The 19,877-nt window shown below is 67.7% G+C and carries 17 protein-coding genes; 7 read left to right on the top strand and 10 right to left on the bottom strand.

Annotated elements, in window-relative coordinates:
• Positions 1-48: 48 nt before the first annotated feature.
• On the top strand, positions 49-582 hold the full coding sequence (locus tag ACNSN7_RS10055) for a DUF7974 family protein (protein WP_418282144.1): 534 nt from the start codon (positions 49-51) through the stop codon (positions 580-582).
• Between the two features lie 51 nt (positions 583-633).
• On the opposite strand, the gene ACNSN7_RS10050 is transcribed toward ACNSN7_RS10055, so the two are convergent.
• Positions 634-969, bottom strand: coding sequence for a helix-turn-helix domain-containing protein (locus ACNSN7_RS10050; protein ID WP_418282143.1), 336 nt, complete (start codon positions 967-969; stop codon positions 634-636).
• 93 nt (positions 970-1,062) lie between these two features.
• Here ACNSN7_RS10050 and ACNSN7_RS10045 point away from each other — a divergent pair, with 93 nt between their 5' ends.
• Positions 1,063-1,461 carry a DUF7975 family protein gene (locus tag ACNSN7_RS10045; protein WP_418282142.1) on the top strand — a complete coding sequence of 133 codons (399 nt, stop codon included), beginning with the start codon at positions 1,063-1,065 and terminating at the stop codon, positions 1,459-1,461.
• 34 nt (positions 1,462-1,495) lie between these two features.
• Here ACNSN7_RS10045 and ACNSN7_RS10040 read toward each other — a convergent pair whose 3' ends face one another.
• The 3 genes from ACNSN7_RS10040 to ACNSN7_RS10030 all read right to left on the bottom strand — a co-directional run bounded on the left by ACNSN7_RS10040 (position 1,496) and on the right by ACNSN7_RS10030 (position 3,948).
• The gene (locus ACNSN7_RS10040; protein WP_418282141.1) at positions 1,496-2,821 is read right to left on the bottom strand and encodes an NAD(P)/FAD-dependent oxidoreductase; all 1,326 of its coding nucleotides are present in this window, start codon (positions 2,819-2,821) and stop codon (positions 1,496-1,498) included.
• 79 nt (positions 2,822-2,900) lie between these two features.
• Positions 2,901-3,275 carry a hypothetical protein gene (locus ACNSN7_RS10035; RefSeq protein WP_418282140.1) on the bottom strand — a complete coding sequence of 125 codons (375 nt, stop codon included), beginning with the start codon at positions 3,273-3,275 and terminating at the stop codon, positions 2,901-2,903.
• Between the two features lie 106 nt (positions 3,276-3,381).
• Complete coding sequence (locus ACNSN7_RS10030; protein ID WP_418282139.1) at positions 3,382-3,948, bottom strand: peptidylprolyl isomerase; 567 nt, start codon at positions 3,946-3,948, stop codon at positions 3,382-3,384.
• 374 nt (positions 3,949-4,322) lie between these two features.
• Here ACNSN7_RS10030 and ACNSN7_RS10025 point away from each other — a divergent pair, with 374 nt between their 5' ends.
• Entirely contained in the window at positions 4,323-4,997 is a 675-nt protein-coding gene (locus ACNSN7_RS10025) for a metal-dependent transcriptional regulator (protein ID WP_418282138.1), read from the top strand.
• Positions 4,998-5,102: 105 nt separating this feature from the next.
• Here the strand turns inward: ACNSN7_RS10025 and ilvD are convergent, their stop codons facing one another.
• The 3 genes from ilvD to purS all read right to left on the bottom strand — a co-directional run bounded on the left by ilvD (position 5,103) and on the right by purS (position 7,950).
• Complete coding sequence (gene ilvD, locus ACNSN7_RS10020) at positions 5,103-6,893, bottom strand: dihydroxy-acid dehydratase (RefSeq protein ID WP_418282137.1); 1,791 nt, start codon at positions 6,891-6,893, stop codon at positions 5,103-5,105.
• A gap of 131 nt (positions 6,894-7,024) precedes the next feature.
• Positions 7,025-7,702 (bottom strand): phosphoribosylformylglycinamidine synthase I, encoded by a 678-nt coding sequence (gene purQ, locus ACNSN7_RS10015; protein ID WP_418282136.1) that lies wholly within the window; start codon positions 7,700-7,702, stop codon positions 7,025-7,027.
• Complete coding sequence (gene purS / locus ACNSN7_RS10010; protein ID WP_418282135.1) at positions 7,699-7,950, bottom strand: phosphoribosylformylglycinamidine synthase subunit PurS; 252 nt, start codon at positions 7,948-7,950, stop codon at positions 7,699-7,701. The genes purQ and purS overlap by 4 nt, the downstream gene beginning before the upstream one ends.
• Before the next feature lie 168 nt (positions 7,951-8,118).
• Here purS and ACNSN7_RS10005 point away from each other — a divergent pair, with 168 nt between their 5' ends.
• The gene (locus tag ACNSN7_RS10005; RefSeq protein WP_418282134.1) at positions 8,119-9,099 is read left to right on the top strand and encodes a formyltetrahydrofolate deformylase; all 981 of its coding nucleotides are present in this window, start codon (positions 8,119-8,121) and stop codon (positions 9,097-9,099) included.
• Between the two features lie 38 nt (positions 9,100-9,137).
• The gene (locus ACNSN7_RS10000; protein ID WP_418282133.1) at positions 9,138-10,031 is read left to right on the top strand and encodes a bifunctional methylenetetrahydrofolate dehydrogenase/methenyltetrahydrofolate cyclohydrolase; all 894 of its coding nucleotides are present in this window, start codon (positions 9,138-9,140) and stop codon (positions 10,029-10,031) included.
• 112 nt (positions 10,032-10,143) lie between these two features.
• On the opposite strand, the gene ACNSN7_RS09995 is transcribed toward ACNSN7_RS10000, so the two are convergent.
• Together ACNSN7_RS09995 and malA are read right to left on the bottom strand one after the other, a co-directional pair.
• Positions 10,144-10,986: a DUF4013 domain-containing protein gene (locus ACNSN7_RS09995; RefSeq protein ID WP_418282132.1), complete on the bottom strand. Its 843-nt coding sequence runs from the start codon at positions 10,984-10,986 to the stop codon at positions 10,144-10,146.
• A gap of 252 nt (positions 10,987-11,238) precedes the next feature.
• The gene (gene malA / locus ACNSN7_RS09990; RefSeq protein ID WP_418282131.1) at positions 11,239-13,338 is read right to left on the bottom strand and encodes an alpha-amylase MalA; all 2,100 of its coding nucleotides are present in this window, start codon (positions 13,336-13,338) and stop codon (positions 11,239-11,241) included.
• A 204-nt stretch (positions 13,339-13,542) separates the two neighbouring features.
• Between malA and ACNSN7_RS09985 the strand changes: the two genes are divergently transcribed.
• The gene (locus tag ACNSN7_RS09985; protein ID WP_418282130.1) at positions 13,543-18,273 is read left to right on the top strand and encodes a DUF7997 domain-containing protein; all 4,731 of its coding nucleotides are present in this window, start codon (positions 13,543-13,545) and stop codon (positions 18,271-18,273) included.
• A 77-nt stretch (positions 18,274-18,350) separates the two neighbouring features.
• On the opposite strand, the gene ACNSN7_RS09980 is transcribed toward ACNSN7_RS09985, so the two are convergent.
• Positions 18,351-19,256, bottom strand: a complete 906-nt coding sequence (locus ACNSN7_RS09980) for a DUF6159 family protein (protein ID WP_418282129.1) — start codon at positions 19,254-19,256, stop codon at positions 18,351-18,353.
• A gap of 105 nt (positions 19,257-19,361) precedes the next feature.
• Between ACNSN7_RS09980 and ACNSN7_RS09975 the strand changes: the two genes are divergently transcribed.
• On the top strand, positions 19,362-19,811 hold the full coding sequence (locus ACNSN7_RS09975; RefSeq protein ID WP_418282128.1) for a universal stress protein: 450 nt from the start codon (positions 19,362-19,364) through the stop codon (positions 19,809-19,811).
• The last annotated feature ends 66 nt before the right edge of the window (positions 19,812-19,877 follow it).

Genomic DNA, 19,877 nt, shown 5'->3' with positions numbered 1-19,877 from the left:
GCCGACTCCGGAGACACCGTTAATACCACCCTCGCACAACTGCCGACGATGCGGCGCATCTACGACTCGACGGCGCTCGACCGCGACGACGAGAACCCGTACCAGCCCAACGAGAGCGACGCGCGGGCGACGCCGCGGGCGGCACGGACCGTTCCCGCTGCGGCGCTGAGCACGGCGCTCGTTCCGCAGTGGGCCGTTCGTCGGGCCCTCTCGGTCGACGTGTCGAGTCCGGACCGCGTGTACGAGGTCGGCTCCGCGATACCGTTCCGCGTCGAGTTGCGAAACGCGCTGCCGATCCCCGTCACCGTCACGACGAGGTCGCCGATCCTCTGGACGTGGGATGTCGACGGACACCGGGAGGCCTCACGCGTCCCCGGAGGGCTTCCGGACGGAACGGGATCGTTCACGTTCGACCGCGGCGAGCGGAAGCTGTTCGACCGGAGCTGGCACGGCAGCTTTCAGGTGTCGGCGAGCGAGTGGGAACGTGCGACGCCGGGCGAGTACACGATCGGTGCGGGACTCGCCGTCGACGCCGCGGCCGACCGCGGCGTCTACGACCAAACGACGGTCCGGTTGGAGTGACCGGCGAGGCGGTCCGTTCGGATCGCCGTACCGACGGCGAGACCGTGTCGGCTACTCGTCGTAGAACCGCTCGGTCGACAGCTCCGCGATCCGCCGTATCGACGCGACGAGTTCGTCGTCGTCATCGAGCGCGAACGCGGTCACGTCGTCGGCTTCCGTCGGACGCTCATCCAAGACGCCGAACCGTGCGAGCGGGTCGAGCGCCTCGTGAACGACGCTTCGAGTGACGCCCGCGCCCGCGGCGATCCGATCGACGGTCAGCGGCTCGTCGGCGTACAACAGCGTCGCGAGGATCCGAGCGCGGACACGGTTCGCGAACAGCTTCACGAGTCCGTTCCGGTCGACGAGCTCCGTGTACTCGTCGGCGTCCTGTGGGGTGTTCACCATACCGGCACGTGTGTGCCGGAACGGATGACGACTTCGGTCCCGGACCGGGGGTCGATCGGTCCTGATAAGGAACAGCACGACGGATCCGGTGGCATGACCCGGTTCGACGCCGCGACCGAGACGGAGCGCCTGAAGCTGTTCGCGGACGCCGCGACGGCCCACCGGAACCGGTCGAGCGACGTGATGACCGCCGACGTCGACCCCGACAGCGACGTCACCGACGGCGGCGAGATCCCGCCGTGGATCCAGCTCGCCGGAACGGAGGTCGTGTTGGACTGTACCGACGCGGAGCTCGACCGACTCAAGGCGCTCGTCGCGGAGTTCCCCGAGTTCCGGATCGACGAGCTGGTGAGTCCGGAGGAGGCGGAGGGGACCAACGTCGTGATCACCGCGCGTTCCGACGCGAACCGCGTCGCCGGATTCATCGAGCGCGCGTTCCGAGAGGTGTACGGGCTCACGGACGACTATCGAGTGTGGATCACCCGGATATAGCGGGTTAATCGGAGCGCTGACCGGTCCCGGACGCTCACTCGATCGCCGCGTCGGCGGCCTCGAACCCGGCGACGACGCCGCCGTTCAACGACCGCTCCGGGTACTGTGCGCGGCTCGCCATGCCCGCGTAGTACACGCCCGGATACCCCGCCGCCGCGAGGTCCGTCGGGATCACGCGATCGAGGTACCCTCGCTCGTAGACGGGGGCAGCACGGGGGTTCCGTGACACACGGAAATCGACGACCGACTCCCGAGAGAACGCCGGAAACAGGTCCTCGATCCCCGACAGCCACCGGTCGCGGAGCGTCTCGTCGTCGGCCTGCCAGTTCGCCTCCTCGGGCGACTGGACGTAGCTGGCCACGTACAGCAGGTGGTCACCACCGTACCGCTCCGGCGGGACGAAGTTCGTGTGTTCGATGAGCGCGCCGAACGGCGCGTCGTCGGCGACGTTGAGCCAGTACGTGTCCGTCAACGACTCCTCGAGGGTGACGACCGCACACACCGCGCCCTGGAAGTCGACGTCACAGCGGTGTCCCGTCAGCGCCTCCAACACGTTCGGCATCGCGGCGACGACGACGCCGTCGGTGTGGACGGTTTCGGTCCCGTCCGCGGTCTCGACCGTCACCGTCTCGACTGGGGCAGTTCCGCTCGCTCCCGCCTCCCCGTGGCCCACGTCGACGACGCGTGCGTTCGTGGCGATCGCTCCCTCGCCGACCGCGTCGACGAGGGCGTCCAGCAGGACCCCGACGGAGCCGTCGAAGTATCCCAACACCTCGCCGCGCAGGAGGTCGCGCTCGCCGCGGAACTTGATCCGACCGAGCAGCCACGCCGCGGAGACGTCGTCGACGCGGTCGCCGAACTTCGCTCGCAGGAGCGGTTCGAAGAACCCCTCGTACACGCCTCGGGTGGTGTGCTCGACGATGAACTCCTCGACGGGCACGTCCTCGAAGGCGGCCAGATCGTCGTACGTGTCGAACCGGGGACGGCCGCCGCGGACGTCGACCTCCTGCGTGAGACACGCCAGTCGGAACGTGTCATAGAGGCTCATCCCCGGATACGCGAGTATCTCCCACGGCTTGTCGAGGGGATGGACGACACCGTCGAGGTAGTAGGCGTTCTCGCCGATCCGCCACTCGATGCGATCGCCGACGCCGAGCTCGGCCGCGAGGTCGACGATCGTCTCCTCGGATTTCGAGAGGTGATGATAGAACCGTTCGATCGGATCGCCGCCGGTGTCGTACAGCCTCGCGAGCCCGCCGACGTCGTCGGACGCCTCGAACACGCGGACGTCGTGACCGAACGACTGGAGACGGTAGGCGGCCGCGAGGCCGGCGATCCCGCCACCGACGACTGTGTACATATCGGGTATATCCTTACGTCGCGGCTAAGTGCGTTGTGGAGTTCGATGCGAGTGGCGAGTTGCCGGGCCCGGGCGGACGTCAAAAACAGTTCGAGGGCATCTCGTCCACGTGACGCTCCATCAGCTCGAGCACCGGCTCGACCTCGCCGAACCGAGGTCCTTTCGCGATCCGTTCGGTGTCCGGATCCCACTCGACGTATCCCGCCTCAGCGAGCTTCGGGAGGTGCCTGTGAACCAGTTCGATCTCGCTGGCGTTCCCGTCGGGACCACACCGAAACATCACGTCGGACTTCCGCTCGATGGTTCCGTCCTTCAGTAACAGGAGGATCAACCGACGTCGACGGGATCGGAGACAGTCCAGTATCCGGTCCAGCTCCGGCCGCAACAGCACCGGGTGGAGACCCAGATCGGGTAGTTCCGTCGTTCCGGATGAATTCCCTTCGCGATTCGACATGCCCGTGAACATGTTGGCCAACTATATAATTCTCCGTGTGAAATATCGGAGATCGGCAGATCGAAACCGATCGAGACGACGGAGATCCCACGCGAACCGCGGCGAACTACTCGTCGACGGCGACGCGCTCGATCTCGACGTCGTCTCGCGGCTCGTCGCGACGGTCGGTCGGAACCGACCCGATCTCCTCGACGACGTCCATCCCGTCTATCACCTGGCCGAAGACGGCGTGTTTGCCGTCGAGGTGTGGCGTGGGGGCAAGCGTGATGAAGAACTGCGAGCCGTTGGTGTTCGGGCCGGAGTTGGCCATCGAGAGGATCCCCGGACCGTCGTGGGTGAGGTCGTCGTGGAACTCGTCGTCGAACTGGTAGCCGGGACCGCCGCGACCCGACTCCATCGGGTCGCCGCCCTGGATCATGAACTCGTCGATGACGCGGTGGAAGACGATCCCCTCGTACAGCGAGTCGCCCCGAACTTCGCCGGTTTCGGGGTCCTCCCACGTGTCGGTGTCGGGCGCAGGATCGTCGCTCGCGGCCGGCTCGTGGCGTGCGAGCCCGAGGAAGTTCTCGACCGTTCGCGGGGCACGATCCGCGAACAGCTCGAGAGTGATGTCGCCGTGGTTCGTGTGCAGCGTCACCTGCGGGTTGTCGGGGTTGGAAACGTCACGTCCCATGCCCGCACCCACGACGTCCCGCCGGAAAACCTTGCCCATCCACTGCGAGCCACTCCTCCGCACGCCCCGATTTGTAGGGACCCACCGACCTGAACCATTCTCCGCTCATTCGTGTCCGGAGGTCCGGACCGGCTCGTACGACTCCGCTACCCGCTTGACATCCGACGTCTCGCGTTCGCCTCGACGTCTCGCGTTCGCCTCGACGTCTCGTGTTCGCCTCGACGTCTCGTGTTCGCCTCGACGTCTCGTGTTCGTCGCGCATCGTCGAGCGCCGCAAGCGTCTTCTCTTTGGAACCGGGCCGATCCGCACCGCGGTCGGATCGATTCGTTCGAGGCGACAAGATTCAAGTTTAGACGTACACTAAATATCGACAATGAGACTGAGCGACTCGATGGAGGACTATCTCAAAGCCATCTATCACCTCCAGTACGGGTCGGACGAGCGCGTTCGGACCGTCGATATCGCGAGCGAACTCGACGTGACGTCGCCGACGGTGACGAGCATGCTCGACAAACTCGAGGAACGGGGGCTCATCGACCGCGAGAAGTATCACGGGGTCCGGCTCACCGACAAAGGGGAGACGGTCGCGCTCGAAGTGATCCGTCACCACCGACTCCTGGAGACGTTTCTCACCGAGCACCTCGATTACAACTGGTCGGAAGTCCACGAGGAGGCGGACCGGCTCGAACACCACATCAGCGAGAACTTCGTCGACCGCATCGCTGCCATCCTCAACCATCCGGAGATCGATCCGCACGGCGACCCGATCCCGAACGTCGATCTGGAGGCCCCGGTGACGGGGGACGCGACCGCGGTCTCGGAGTGCGACGAGGGCGACGTCGTCGTCGTCGAACGGGTCAGCGACCGCGATCCGGAGGTCCTCGAGTACCTCGCCGACCGAGGTATCGAACCGGGGTCGAAGCTCACCATCGTCGAGGTGGCCCCGTTCGGCATGATCACCGCACGCAGCTCCGAGAGCGACGACCCCGTCTCACTCCCGGAACGGATCGCCCGCGACGTCCACGTCGTCAGAGCGGCGGTCGCGTGATCCCCCGGAGACGGTCGAGCAGGGGTCCATGCCCTCGTCCGTCTCGTCCGGTTCGTTCGTCTCGCCCCTTTCGTCCGTCTCGCCCCTCTCGTCCGTCTCGTTCGACTACTCCCGCGTAAGTCGCGGATTCGTCACCGCACCCTCGGCGGCGGAGGCGAAGTCGCGGCCGTATTTCGCGAGGACGCCGCCCTCGTACGGGGGTTCTGGCTCGTCCCACTCGGCTCGTCGGGACGCGAACTCGTCGTCCGAGAGGTCGACCGACAGGTCCCGATCGGGGATGTCGACGGTCACGTGGTCGCCGTCCTCGATGAGGCCGATCGGACCGCCGGCGGCCGCCTCGGGGGCGACGTGGCCGATCATCGGTCCGCGAGTGCCGCCGGAGAAGCGTCCGTCGGTGAGCAGCGCGACGTCCTCCTCGTGGCCAGCGCCGACCACGGCCGCCGTGACGCCGAGCATCTCGCGCATTCCGGGACCGCCTCGCGGGCCCTCGTTACGGATGACGATGACGTCGCCCGACTCGATCGCACCCGACTGGACGTACTCCATCGCGTCCTCCTCGTTCTCGAACACGCGTGCGGGTCCCTCGTGGTAGAAGGCGTCGTCGCCGGTCACCTTGAGCACCGCGCCGTCGGGCGCGAGGTTCCCGTGGAGGATCTTGATCGCGCCCTCAGCCTCTTTGGGGTCGTCGACGGAGTAGAGGAAGTCCGACTCGATCCCGTCGTCGTCCGGGAGATCACCGCTCGCCTCCAGCTCGGCGATCTCCGCTGCGATCGTCCGGCCGGTCACGGTCATCGCATCGCCGTGGAACAGGTCCGCCGCCAGCAGTCGACGGATCACGACCGGAACGCCGCCGACCTCGTGGAGGTCGTTCATCACGCGGCTCCCGCCCGGCTGGAGGTTCGCGATCTTCGGCGTCCGCCGGGAGATCTCGTCGAAGTCGTCGATGGTGAGGTCGACGTCCGCCTCCGCGGCGAGCGCGATCAGGTGGAGCACCGCGTTCGTCGACCCGCCCATCGCGGTCTGGAGCGCGATCGCGTTCTCGAAGGACTTCCGTGAGAGGATATCGGAGGGGCGGCGATCGTTCTCGATACAGTCCAAGACGAGCTCGCCGGCCTCCTCGGCGATCTCGTAGCGCTCCTCGTCCTCGGCGGGTGCCGACGCGGAGCCGAGCGGGGCCAGCCCGAGCGCCTCGGCGATCGACGCCATCGTGTTCGCGGTGAACATTCCGCCACACGATCCCGCACCGGGGCAGGCGTGACGTTCGAGGTCGTCGAGCTCCTCGCCGCTCATGTCGCCTTCGGCGTACGCGCCGACGCCCTCGAACACCTGTACGATGGTGACGTCGCGACCCTCGTGTTGACCGGGCATGATAGAGCCGCCGTAGAGGAACACGCTCGGGAGGTCCGTCCGGATCGCGGCCATCATCATTCCGGGCAGATTCTTGTCACAGCCCGCGACGGTGACCAACGCGTCCATGCGCTCGCCGAAGGAGACGAGTTCGACGGAGTCGGCGATCACCTCACGAGAGATGAGCGAGGCCTTCATCCCCTCGGTCCCCATCGAGATGGCGTCGGAGATGGTGACGGTGCCGAACTCGATCGGCATTCCGCCCGCGTCATCGATCCCGCCGATCGCGGCGTCGGCGACGTCGTCGAGGTGGACGTTACACGGCGTGATGTCGGCGGCGGGGTTCGGGACGCCGACGATAGGCGAGGAGAGGTCCTCGTCATCGAACCCCATCGCGCGGAACATCGACCGGTGGGGCGCGCGCGCGGCACCCTCCGTGACGTCCCTGCTCGGGAGGTCGGCGTCCTTCTCGCCCGCGAACCGGTCGGCGTCGCCCTGGCGTCGGCCGGGATCGCTCCCGTCGTCGGATCGTGGCTCCTGTTTGCTCATACGTTCCAGTGTCACCCAGGGTTCTTAAATCGCCGCAAGCGGACAAGGGTTGCTCCGTCGTCGCAGAAACACGAAGACGTTCGGCTCCGACGCGACGCCTCGAGGGTCCCGACGCGACGCCTCGAGGATCCCTACGCGAACGCCTCGAGGATCCCGACGCCGTCCGTGCTCTCGGCGACGTCGGGCAGTGCCGCGCGCTCGGGATGCGGCATCAACACGGCGACCGTCTCACGCTCGCCGAGGATGCCGGCGACGTTGTCGGTGGAGCCGTTCGGGTTGGCGGCCGCCGTGGCGCGGCCCTCCTCGTCGCAGTACCGGAACAGTACGCGGTCGTCGTCGGTCAGGTCGTCGAGGGCGTCGTCGCCGATCTCGAAACGCCCCTCGCCGTGGGCGATCGGCACCTCGATGACGTCTCCCTCGTCGTAGGCGGCCGTCCACGGCGTGTCCGCGCGTTCGATGCGGAGGTGGACGGGTTCACACTGGAACCGCGCGGAGGCGTTCGTCGTGAACGCGCCCGCGGTGAGGCCGGACTCCGAGCCGATCTGTGCGCCGTTGCAGACGCCGAGGACGGGAACACCCCGTTCGGCCGCCGCTCGGACCTCGTCCATCACGGGCGCACGGGCGGCCATCGCGCCGGCACGGAGGTAGTCGCCGTAGGAGAACCCGCCGGGAAGAACGATCCCGTCTGCGTCATCGGGGAGGCCGTCCTCGTGCCAGCAGCGTTCGGCGTCGACGCCGAGGTACTCGAGTGCCCGGACGGCGTCGCGGTCGCAGTTCGATCCGCCGAACTGAACGACGGAAACCGTCATCGCTCCGCGACCGCGACCTCGTAGTCGTGGATCGTCGGGTTCGCGAGGAGGCGCTCGGCCATCTCGTCGGCACGCTCGGCCGCCTCGTCGGCGTCCGCCGCCTCCAGATCGACCTCGAAGCGGTCGGCCGAGCGGAGGTCCTCAAGCTCGAACCCGAGCCGTTCGAGCGCCTGCTGGGTCGTCTCGGCCTCGGGATCGAGAACGCCCCGCTTCAGTCGGACCGTCACGGTCGCAGTGAATGCCGTCATCGTTTGAGAGTGCGGGGTCATGGGTAAAAGACGTTTTGGAACTGCAGTAATATACATATGTGTGGATATCTTTTCGGTGGAGACGTACGACGGACCGAAAAGACCATGTCCGTTCACTCGTACCGAAGAGCGTATGCTTCCGTTCGAACGCCAGGAGGTGATCGTCGCATGACCCGCGAACTGACCGAGATCACGGTGGTCGGAGGAGACGAGACGGGACTTATCGCGCGGATCACCTCGCTGCTGTTCGAGCGGTCGATCAACATCGAGGATCTCGACCAGGCGGTCCGAAAGGGCGTGTTCCGGATGACGGCCCGGGTCGACACCTCGGAGATGGACACCGCTCGTGACGAACTTCGCGGCGCGCTCGCGGACCTCGGCCGGGAGCTCGACGTCGACATCCAGGTGCGGTTCCCGAGCGATCGGGAGGCGCGCCGGATCGCGCTGCTGGTCACACGGGAGACGCACGCGCCGGAGGCGATGCTCGAAGCGGAGGCGACCGGCGAGCTCGCGGCCGACGGCGACGCCGAGATCCCGGTCGTGATCGGTAATCGTGGCGACCTTCGGTCGCTCGCGGAGCGGTACGGCAAACCCTTCTACGACGTCGGTGACGGCAACGGTACCACCGACGAGGACCGCCTGCTCGACCTGTTGGCGGAGTATGACATCGACGTGATCGCGTTGGCCCGCTACATGCGGATCCTCTCTCCGTCCGTCGTCTTCCGTTACGAGGGTCGGATCATCAACGTTCACCCGTCGTTGCTTCCCGCGTTCCCCGGCGCGGAGGCGTACCGACAGGCGAAGGACTCGGGCGTCAGGATCGCGGGCGTCACCGCACACTACGTCACGACCGATCTCGATCAGGGGCCGGTGATCACCCAGCGTGCGTTCGACGTGCCCGCCGGTGCAAGCGTCTCGGATATCAAGCGACGGGGGCAGCCGCTGGAGGCCGAGGTGCTGTTGGAGGCGGTGCGGCTCCACCTCGCGGACGCGATCGCCGTCCACCGTGGCACCGTCCACCTCCACGAGAACGCCGGCGTCGACACACAGCTCGGGCTCTCCGCACAGGCGCGCGAGGCCAACCCGAAGGTGCCCGTCGACGGGGAGCCGCTGGCGGAGGCGGGACGGACCGTGATCGACACCGACTGACCCGAATCCTTTTAGCCGGACGATCCGGAGGATCGGACATGACCGAAGTCATCGACGGCGAAGCGGTCGCGGCGGCGATCCGGTCGGGCGTCTCCGACTGCGTCGAGACGCTCACGGCGTCGGGCGTACGACCGGGACTGGCGACCGTGTTGATGAGCGACGATCCCGCGAGCGAGACGTACGTCTCGATGAAACAGCGCGACTGCGAGGAGGTCGGCATCGAGGGGTTCCACGTCGAGATCGATCCGGACGCGCCCGCATCCGAGCTATACGACACGATCGACGACCTCAACGACCGCGAGGACGTCAGCGGGATCCTGGTCCAGCTACCCGTTCCGGACCACGTCGACAAACGGACCGTGCTTCGACGGGTAGCCCCCGAAAAGGACGTCGACGGGTTCCACCCGGAGAACGTCGGTCGGTTGGTCGCCGGTGACGCCCGATTCAAACCGTGTACGCCACACGGCGTCCAGAAACTTCTCGACGCCTACGACATCGAGACGGAGGGTGCGGACGCGGTCGTCGTCGGCCGCTCGGACATCGTCGGAAAACCGATGGCGAATCTGCTGATCCAGAAGGCCCCCGGCGGCAACGCGACCACGACCGTCTGTCACTCCCGGACGCGGAACCTCGAGGAGAAGGTCGGCAGCGCAGATATCGTCGTCGCTGCCGCGGGTATTCCGGGGTTCGTCGACGGCTCGATGCTGAAGGAGGGCGCGACGGTGATCGACGTCGGGATCAACAAGGTTGACGCCGACACCGAGAAGGGGTACGAACTCGTCGGCGACGTCGACTACGACTCCGCCAGTGAGGTCGCGGGCGCGATCACGCCCGTCCCCGGCGGCGTCGGCCCGATGACTCGTGCGATGCTCCTGTACAACACGGTGAAGGCCGCGGGCCTGCAGCACGACGTCGACGTCGACCTGCCGTAGGACGTCTCGTCGACCCGTCGTAGGACGTCTCGTCGACCCGTCCGGTACGAAGCGGTACGGTTCGCCGACGGGCCGGTCCTCCGGGTTTTCGGCGTCGGCAGCCGCGACCGGCCTATCGGCCCGCCACGGTCGAGACTGTCGTCTCGTGCTCGGCCCGCCCGTCAGCGGGGAACTCGTCCCACGCGCGACCGATGACGGAGTAGCCGGCGACCCCGAAGTGGAAGCCGACGAACGCTCCGACGATCGTTCCGAGAATCGGGACGACGTTGAGGAGCGCAGCGACGAATCCCCCGATCACCAACACGAGGACCATCGTTCCCCACGCGATGGCGTACGACCGGGAGAGCCAGATCGGCTTCAGTCTCCCGACGTCGAACCCGGACCCGATCGACCGCTCCCGAGCGAAGTTCGCTACCGCTCCCGGGAGCAGGTAGGCGACCAGCAGCGCGAGGACGAACCACACGAGCCCGCCGAGTATGACGCCGAGGACGCCGACTCCGGCCAGTGGCCCGTCCCCCCCGACACCGATACCGACGATCCCGACGAGGACGATCAGCCCGCCCACGATCGCCGGAACGAGCGTGTAGGCGAAGCCGATAACGACCGCCTGTATCCCGGTGACCGCCATCTCTCCCCAGTCGTCGAACGTCGGTGGGACGTCGTCGCCGTCCGCGGTGCGGTCGAGCACGTGGACGACGTATCCCGCGAGAACGAACAGCGGCACGATCAGAAAGGAGAACAACGAGAGCAGCCCGCCGATGGCGATCGTTTTCACGAAGTCGTCGCTTTCGGCAGGATACCTGATCGCCCGTTCTATCTCTCCGAGAAGTCCATCGTACTCGCCGGCGATCGGCTCGTCTCGGCTAGTCGACTCGTCTCGGTCGATCGGCTCGTCTCGGTCGATCGGCTCGTCTCGATCGGTCGAACGTCCGAATTCATCTTTTTCCGTTGTCATAATATTTCACGGGGAACGACGCCATACGAGTATATAGTTGTATTGTGCGTAATCGTCAACGGCATTCCGTTCCAGACGGCCTCGTCGGGTACGTGCGACACCGATCGACGTCACACGATCGCGTTTGCGTCCGCGAGCGTCACCGGCGCGGTGCCCGAGCGCCTCGCCCGTATCGGGGGCGACGCCAGACCGGAGCCACGGTCGGCCCTAGCGAAACTCCCGTCAGTCGGGTCGGCGGAGCAGCGGCGGACGTCACCCCTGCTCCGCCACGGGGACGACGGCGACGTCGTCGACGCGGATCCGGTCTGTCCCGTCTCCGTCCGTCACCACGCAGTCCGCGCCGGTCACGACGTTCCGATCGGCGTGATCGGTGTCGACCGCGACCGCGGCCTCGGCGGGCGCGAAGTTGAGGACGACGACGAGCGTCTCCGCGTCGTCCTCGCGGACGAACGCGACCACGTCGTCCGGGTGGACCGTCTCACCGTCCGCCTCGATCGGTCGCTCGGTCAGGTCACCGCTGGCGACGTGATAGCCGACGCGCCGGAGGTCGCCGGACGGACCGAGCGCCGAGTGTTCCGCGTGGGTGGCGAGGAGTCGATCGTAGCGCTCCCTCACCTCCTCGCGGGCGTGGTCCCACGCGATCGTGTCCCGTCGACCCTGCTGTCCGATCTCCTGGCCGGCGTACACCATCGGAACGCCCGGAAGGGTGACCGTCGCCGCCCCGGCCGCGGCCGCGGCGGCGTCACCGCACTCGACGCGGTACCGCGTCTCGTCGTGGTTCTCGATGTACTGGAGGAACCCGGCGTCGTCGGGGAAGCCGACCGTCGCACGCTGGTCGATCGCGTCCAGCACCGACGCTGCGGGCTCCGCGCCGCGGCCGACCTGTCGGAGTTGGAAGTACAACGTCGCATCGAAGTGAACGTCGAACATCCCCTCGTGGAACCCCGCGATGTACGGGATCGTCTCGTCCATCAGCAGGAACGAACGGTCGATCGCTTTCACCCGGTCCCTGAGTTCCCGCCAGAAGGAGTCCGGGACCGCCCACGCCATGTCGCAGCGGAACCCGTCGACGATCGGTGCCCACTCGTCTATCACGTCGAGCAGGAACCGCCGCACGTGAAGGTTCGCGTGGTTCAGGTTCGCGATCAGCTCCCAGTCGAAGTACGTCCCCGGCTCGCCGGACTCCTGCCATTCGTAGCGGTCCCGATACGGGGAGTCCGGATTCCGGTAGGCGTCCTCGAACCACTCGTGGTCGCGGGCGGTGTGGTTGGCGACGAAGTCGAACAACACCCGCATCCCGTGGTCGTGCGCGAGGTCGACGAACGCCTCGTAGTCGGCGCGGTCCCCCAGGTCGTCCGCGACGTCGAAGAAGTCGGTGATGTTGTAGCCGTGCGGCTTCCCGTCGTGCTGTAAGACGGGGGTAAGCCAGAGCGTGTCGACGCCGAGATCGGCGAGATCGGGGATCCGCTCGGCGATCGCGTCGAACGTCTCGCCGGGTGCGTCGGTGTCGGCGAACGTCCGGACGTACACCTCGTACACGCGCGCTTCCTCGGTCCACTTCGGCGGCTGATTCAACCGGATCGTTTCGAATCGGTCACCGACCGGTGGGGTCGAGGCCGTCGGGGCGGTCGCAGCGGTCGTCGACCGCGACCCGTCTCCTCCGTCGACGCGATCGACGGAGACGGCGTCGGCGACGCTGAAGCGGAGCTGTTGGCCCGGTTCGTGCGCGACGGAGACGGCGTGGACGCGCAGTCGATCGGCGACGACGTCGGTCGGAACGCGAAGCTCGACACCGGATTCGGTCTCGGAGACGCCGAGCGCGTCCCGCGGGTTCGTCCGCCCCTCAGCGACGGCGGCGGCGACGTCGCGGTCGTCGACGATGAACGCCACGTCGAGCGCCTCGCGGTCGAGCGTCGATTCCGGGTTCGGCGTCGGCGTCGCGGCGACGACCACGTCCTCCGTGTCGGCGTCCACCGAGGCGTCCAGGCGGATCCGCGGCGGACCGACGCCGTCCCGTGACCGCGTCGCCGCGTAGTCGATCGCCGCGTGGTCGGCGTCGCGGTCGCGAAACGCGGTGCCGCTTCCGCCCTCGACGTCGACGCCCTCATACGACGAGGAGAACGCTCGGAGCGTGAGGAGGTGGTCGCCGTCGGGCGCGGAGAGTCCGATCGTGAACCGGCCGGGAACGTCCGGCGTGAACTCCGTGACCGGGTCGTCGCCGACCGTCGCCTCGCTTCCGGGCGGCGCGTCGACGACGCGCCACTCGTAGATCGCCTCGGGATCCGGATCCCGCGGGGCGAACTGTGCCGTCTCCCCCGTCGCCAGAAACCGGGGAGGTCCAGGGTGATGCATACTACTCGATGAACGTCGGGGGTCTTCGGTGTTGCTCTCGATGTCGGCGTTTCGACGCCCGTCGAGCGCGAGTGCGGAACGGATTACGGCCGGTCCGCGTCCGGAACGGATTACGGCCGGTCCGCGTCCGGAACGGATCACGGTCGATCGATGGAGTTCGCCGAGTCCGCCAAGGCTTTTATCACAGGGAACGGCAGAACGAGCATGCGACTGCGAACCGCCCTCACGGAACACGAACGCAGACGCGGGGAACGATACCCCGCGGAGCGTCCGACGACCGGCGGGGCGTTTGCCGGCGACGACGGCCGACTCGTGTACGTCGGCACGGACGGAACCGTCCACGACTGCTCGTACCCGCTCTCGGGCGTCGGTGCGGTCGATCGCCTTCGGCTCGGCCTCGCCGGAAGCGGCAGCGTTCGGTGGTTCGACGAACTGAACCGAACTCGCCAGCACTACGACGGGAACACGCCGCTCGTCGAGACTGAGTACGACGCCGGACGGTACACCGTCCACCAGTTCGATCTCACCGTCGGCGACACCCACCTCACCCACGTCGAACTCCGCGGTGCGCCGCCGGCGGACGCGGAGCTCGTTGCTGTCTGCGGGTTCGCACCCGACATGGTCGAGGGGCGCGTGGGTAACATCGTCCACGAGGCCGCCGGGCCGAACGACGGCGACGTGATCGAGGCGTTTCACCGGCGGGAACACGACTATCTCACCGCGTCGACCGGACTCTCCGCCGCCCACGGTCGACGACAGGACACGATCGCGGAGATCCTCGGCGAGAACGGCGACGCGTTCCCGCGCCGCGGTGAGATCGACGACCGGGAGGACTCACACCTCACCGCGGACGTCGTCGTTCGAGCGCCGTTCGAGCGCGACGGACGGATCGAGCGGGTGACGCTCGCGAACCGGGCCGTACTGGACGAAGACGGTCGAACCGGCGAGGGAGGCGGGCCATGGGATCCCGGCGAGAACGCTCCGGACGTCGCCGAATCGGAAGCGGGTGAGCGAGCGGAGCGACTCGCCCGGATATCCCGGACCGCGACCGCGTACGCCGAGGCGAAGGACCTCCGCGAGGCGGCCGCCGAGCGTGCACCGGCGGTTCCCGCGGACGCGCCGCGTCGAAACCTGATCGCGAGCGATCTCCGGGCGCTCGAACTGCTTACCGCCGAATCGGGCGCGAGGATCGCCGGCCCGGAGTTCGATCCCTTCTACTCGACGTCCGGCGGCTACGGCTACACGTGGTTCCGCGACGACGCCGAGGTGTCGAACGCGCTCCTCTCCGCGAGCGAGGAGCTTGACTTGCAGGCGGACGAGGAACTGCTCGCGGCGGCAGCGTTCTTCTGTCACACACAGGACACGGACGGCAGCTGGCCGCATCGCGTGTGGGCCGATTCCGGGGAGATCGCTCCCGGCTGGGCGAACGCCCGGATCGAGGGCGCACGCACCGAGGCGGGCCCCGACGACCAGCTCGATCAGCCCGCGGCGGTCGTCACCTTTCTCTCTCGCCTCCGCCGAACGACCGATCTGCCGGCCAATCGCCGCGACCGGATCGACGAAACGCTCGCGGACGCGGTGGAGTTCCTGCTCGAAACGACCGACTCGGACGGACTCCCCCGGCGGTGTCAGAACTGCTGGGAGAACGCGATCGGTCGGTTCACCCACACGGCGGCGACGTACCTCCGTGCGTTCTCCGCGGTCGCCCGCGCGCCGGTCGACGAGGAGCTCCGTGACCGCGCCGCGACGGCCGCAGCAGACGCGGCGGACGGGATCCATAACCGTTGGATACCCGACGCCGAGCGGTTCCCGCAGCGTGCCGACGGCGACGACGTCGACAAACGAGGCGACGCCAGCACGTTCGCGCTCGTGAACGCGGTCATCGAGTACGCGGCCCTCGTCGAGGAACGAGAGGGTTCAGGAACGGCACCGTCCGCGGAGGATCCGGTCGATCTCGACGTGTTCGTCGAGGAGATAGAGGCGCACGTCCGCACCACGATCCGCGTACTCAGACGCGAGACGGCCAGCATCGAGGGACTCGTTCGCTTCGTTGGCGACGACTGGCGGACCGCCGAACAGGGGGCGGCGAAGGTGTGGTCCGTCGCGACGCTTCTCGGTGCCGAGGCCGCCGCGGAGTTGGGCGGGTTCCTCGAGAACCGCGGCGAGGACGGCGAGTCCCTGTTCTCGGATGCCCGGGAGCTGTACGCGCTCTGTGGTCCGGACGGCGCGCTGTCGAACCACGTCGGTCTCCTCGCCGAGCAGGCGTTCGACGACGGAGACCTGGACAGCGCGACGCCGCTCGGGTGGTCGCACGCGCTCCGACTCACCACGACGGTCACGCTCGCGCGATACGGCGCGCTACCGATACCGCACGAGCGACCGAGCGGACCGGAGGAAGCGCCGCAGTGGACGACCGGACGGAAGTTCGGCGTTGGGACGCCGGCCGATCACGACCGCGATGAGCCGGTTCCGGTCTGGTTCACCCTGACCGAGGGCGCGCTAACGGAGGCGCGATTCCCGCGCATCGACGTGATGAACGTCCGAACGTTCGACTTCCTCGTCGCGGACCCGGACACCGAGTACACGATCCGGACGTTCGACGAGACGAGTCACGTAACGACGACCGAGACGATACGGCGAACGACCGAGCCGACCGTCGACGACGCGCTCGCGTACACGCAGACGATCCGTGAGACGGGCGACGGGCACGGGCACGAGTGGACGCTGACCGTCGACTACGTGGTCGACACGGACGGCGACGCGATCCTCGCGGACGTCGAGTTCGAGGGCGGCCGGGAGTACGACGTGTACGCCGTCGTCGACACGACGATCACCAACGTCGGAACCGACGATCACGGGATCCGCGTCGGCGACGACGGCTACCACCTGCTCGCTCGGAACGCGAACACGGACCGCCATCCCGGAAAGCTCGTCGACGACGACGGGGAGCCGTTCGAGGTCGCGCTCGCGCTCGCGAGCGACGGACGATTCTCGTGGGCGAGCGCCTCCGACGCCGGGAGCGACGAGCTCGACGACCTGTTCGCGACCGGCGAGCACGGCTCCGGCTCCGAGAGATCCACCGGAAACGTGGTGTTAACGGGCCTCGTCGGAAGCGGCCCGTCCGTGTCGGACACGCTCGCGCTCGGCTTCGCCGAGAACGCGGACACGGCCGCCGCGCTGGGCGAGGCGGAAGGTGCGCTCTCACGCGGCTTCGACGCCGCGGCCGAGTCGTACACGGAGACGTGGCGCGACTGGCTCGCCGACAAGGAGCTCCCCGACTCCGTGACCGGTGACGACGACGTGGAGGCCCAGTACCGGTTCGCGCTGATGACGCTCGCGGCCGTGGAGGACAAACATCACGACGGGGCCGGCATCGCGAGTCCGTCGGTCCCGTGGGGCGAGACGGAACACGCCGCGGAGGACCGCGGCTACGGCTACAACTTCGTCTGGTCGCGCGACCTGTATCAGGTGTTCACGGCGCTCGTCGAGATCGACGAGGTCGATCGGGGTGCCGACGCGCTCGCGTACCTGTACAACACTCAGCAGGACGAGAACGGGTTCCTCCCGCAGAACACGTATATCGACGGCCGCACGCGATGGGGCGGCGAGCAGATGGACAACATCGCGTACCCCGCCGTGATGGCGTGGCAGCTCCACGAGCTCGGCGTCCCCGTCTCGGACGCGGAGTACTCCTACGACCAGGTTCGACGGTCGATCGGCTACGTCGCCGCCCACGGGCCGGAGACCGCACAGGAGCGGTGGGAGGAGGAGGCCGGCTACTCGCCGTCGAGCATCGCCGCGGAGATCGCGGGGCTGACGTGCGCGGCCGCACTCGCGCTCGCCGAGGCGGACCGGATCGATGACGGTGCGGGCTCCGTCTCCGCCGGTACCGTCGGGGGTGCGGACGCCGAGGCCATCGATGCGGACCCCGAATCCCTCCGGGCCGACGCGCTCGCGTGGCTCGCGCTCGCGGACGAGTGGACCGAGCGCGTCGAGGAGTGGTGTGCGACGGAGACGGGGAGCGAACGGCACACCGAGACGCCGTACTACCTCCGGATCACCGCGAACGGGGACCCGGAGTCCGGTCGCCCGCGGACCATCGCGAACGACGGGCCGACGTACGACGAGCGCGAGATCGTCGACGGCGGGTTCCTCGAGCTCGTTCGACTCGGGATCAAGCCCGCCGACGATCCGGTCGTTCGGAACTCCGTCTCGGTCGTCGACGAGTCGATCCGCGTCGAGACGCCGTACGGTCCCGCGTGGTACAGATACGTCGGCGACGCCTACGGCGAGCTCCAGCGTGGCGACCCCGGCGGACCGTGGTCCGGTACCGGCAACGGAAAGGGGCGTCTCTGGCCGATCTTCACGGGCGAGCGCGGCGAGTACGAGCTCCGCGCCCGTGCCGGCGGCGACGACGCGTTCGGCGGGACGGACGAGCCGACCATGTCGCCGGACGAACTGCTGGAGACGATGGCCGGCTTCGGCAACTCCGGCCGGATGCTTCCCGAGCAGGTGTGGGACCGTGAACACCCGACCGAGTACGGCTGGGAGTTCGGCGAGGGAACCGGCGGGGCGACACCGCTCGCGTGGTCGATGGCCGGTTTCATCCGGCTGGCGCACGGGATCGACGCCGGCGAGCCGGTCGAGACGCCGACGGTCGTTCGCGACCGCTACGTCGAGACCGATCGGCCGGCGGGCCCCGAGCTCAGCGCCGTGATCGACTACTCCGGCGAGAGCCTCGTCGTCTCCGGGACGACCACCGGGGCGCAGGTCGCCGTCCACACCGCGGCCGGATCGTGGCTGGTCGAGCCGGACGACGACGAGTACGCAGTCAGCCTCGACGCCGCGACCGACGCGGGGGTCGTCGTCGTCGCCGCGGCGGACGACGACGACCTCGCCGTCGCCGGAACGACGGTCGAGCGACTCCACATCTGAGCGGGTCGGAGGGCTCCCGAACGAGCGGGCGAGGCACCGTCGACGCGTCGTTGGGAGACGTCACGAGTGGACCGCCGTCAGCGTTCGAGCGTGTCCCGCGTTCCGACCGCGCCCGGAGACCCGAACCGATCGGACCGGCCTCCCAGCGTGTCGAAATCGAAGGTATCGAACTCCGCAGGTCGCCGTCCCTCGACCGCGTACACGTACAGGGCGGCCTTGGCGATCCCCCAGATCGTCTGGCTCAACAGGTAGGTGAAGACGAGCACGCCACCCAAAAGCAGGACCGTGAGAAGGATCCCGGGACCGGGGAAGAACGCGGCGATGGGGACGGAGATCGCGAACGCACCGAGCGCAAGTCCCACGCCGACGAGGCCGACGATCAGCGTGATCCCGAATCCCGCGCCGATCGACTCGCCCCACGTCTCGCGGAACGCGCTCCCGCTTCGAGAGAACATCGACGTGGGGGTCACGTCCTCGAAGACGATCACGGGAACGATGAAGAAGGTGAGTACCGACCAGCCGACGGCGAACAGCGACGAGAGGATTCCCGCGATCGGGTTGTCGGAGTCCTCTATCGCCTTGAGAACGACGCTGACCGTCGCGGAGACGAACGACCAGACGAGGATCGGGCCGACCCGATCGCTGACCGCCTTCAGACAGTCGATGACGTCCGGTTCCCGGCCGTGAAACGTCTCGTTGGCCGCGTATACGAGTGCTGCAGCGAAGTACGTACTGAGAAACGTCGTGAGAAAGTAGAGGACGAACAACGCGACGTACTCCAGTCCGCTCCCGATCAGGTTCGCAACGAGCAGCGGAACGAAGAACACGACGAAAAACGCCGCGCTGGCGACGCCCGCAAGCAGCGGGAACAACAGGAGCGTCGGGTGATCTCGGACCACACCGATACTGTCTTTCGTGAGCGTCCAGCCGGTCCGAAGTCGGTCGAAAAAGCCGATGCGTCCGGATCCCCTCTGTAGCGACATGACTCGGCCCTACGCCGCTCGCCGGCTTAAATACGGGTGCCGATCCCGATCATGAACGATCCGTATACAGCGGGGTTTTTGAACTTCCCGACCGAGCGGACGAGTATGAGCGACCTCGACATCGACCTCGTGCTCGTGCCGGTCGACGGCAGCGAGGAGTCCCACGAGGCAGTCGACTACGCGATCGCCGTTGCGAGCGAGTACGACGCGAGCGTTCACGCGCTCTACGTGCTCGGCGAGGACGTGGTCCGAGCGATCGAGACGGGCGCGATCGATCAGGGAGACGTCGCCGACGACACCGAATCGTTCACCGACTCGGTCATCCAACGAGCGGAGGCGGCCGGCGTCCCGCACAGCAACTCCATCGCGTACGGCTTCTCGACGAGGGTGAAGACCGTTCACCCCGGTAGCGTCGTTCTCGACACCGCCGAGGAGCTCGAATCGGACTTCATCGTCGTTCCGAGAGAGCCCGTCACCGGCGATCCGGGCGAGGTCCTCGAAAAGGCGGCCGAGTACGTCCTCCTGTACGCGAGCCAGCCCGTGCTCTCGGTGTGACGGAGGAACGCGGCGATTCTCACGACACGGCGGCGACGAGGCATGTTGAGCGTGAACACCGGCCGT

This window comes from Halorubrum rarum, from assembly GCF_048380895.1.
Taxonomy (GTDB): domain Archaea; phylum Halobacteriota; class Halobacteria; order Halobacteriales; family Haloferacaceae; genus Halorubrum.
The sequence above is the reverse complement of the archived record's forward strand: the minus strand, read 5'-3'. Positions and strand labels throughout refer to the sequence as shown.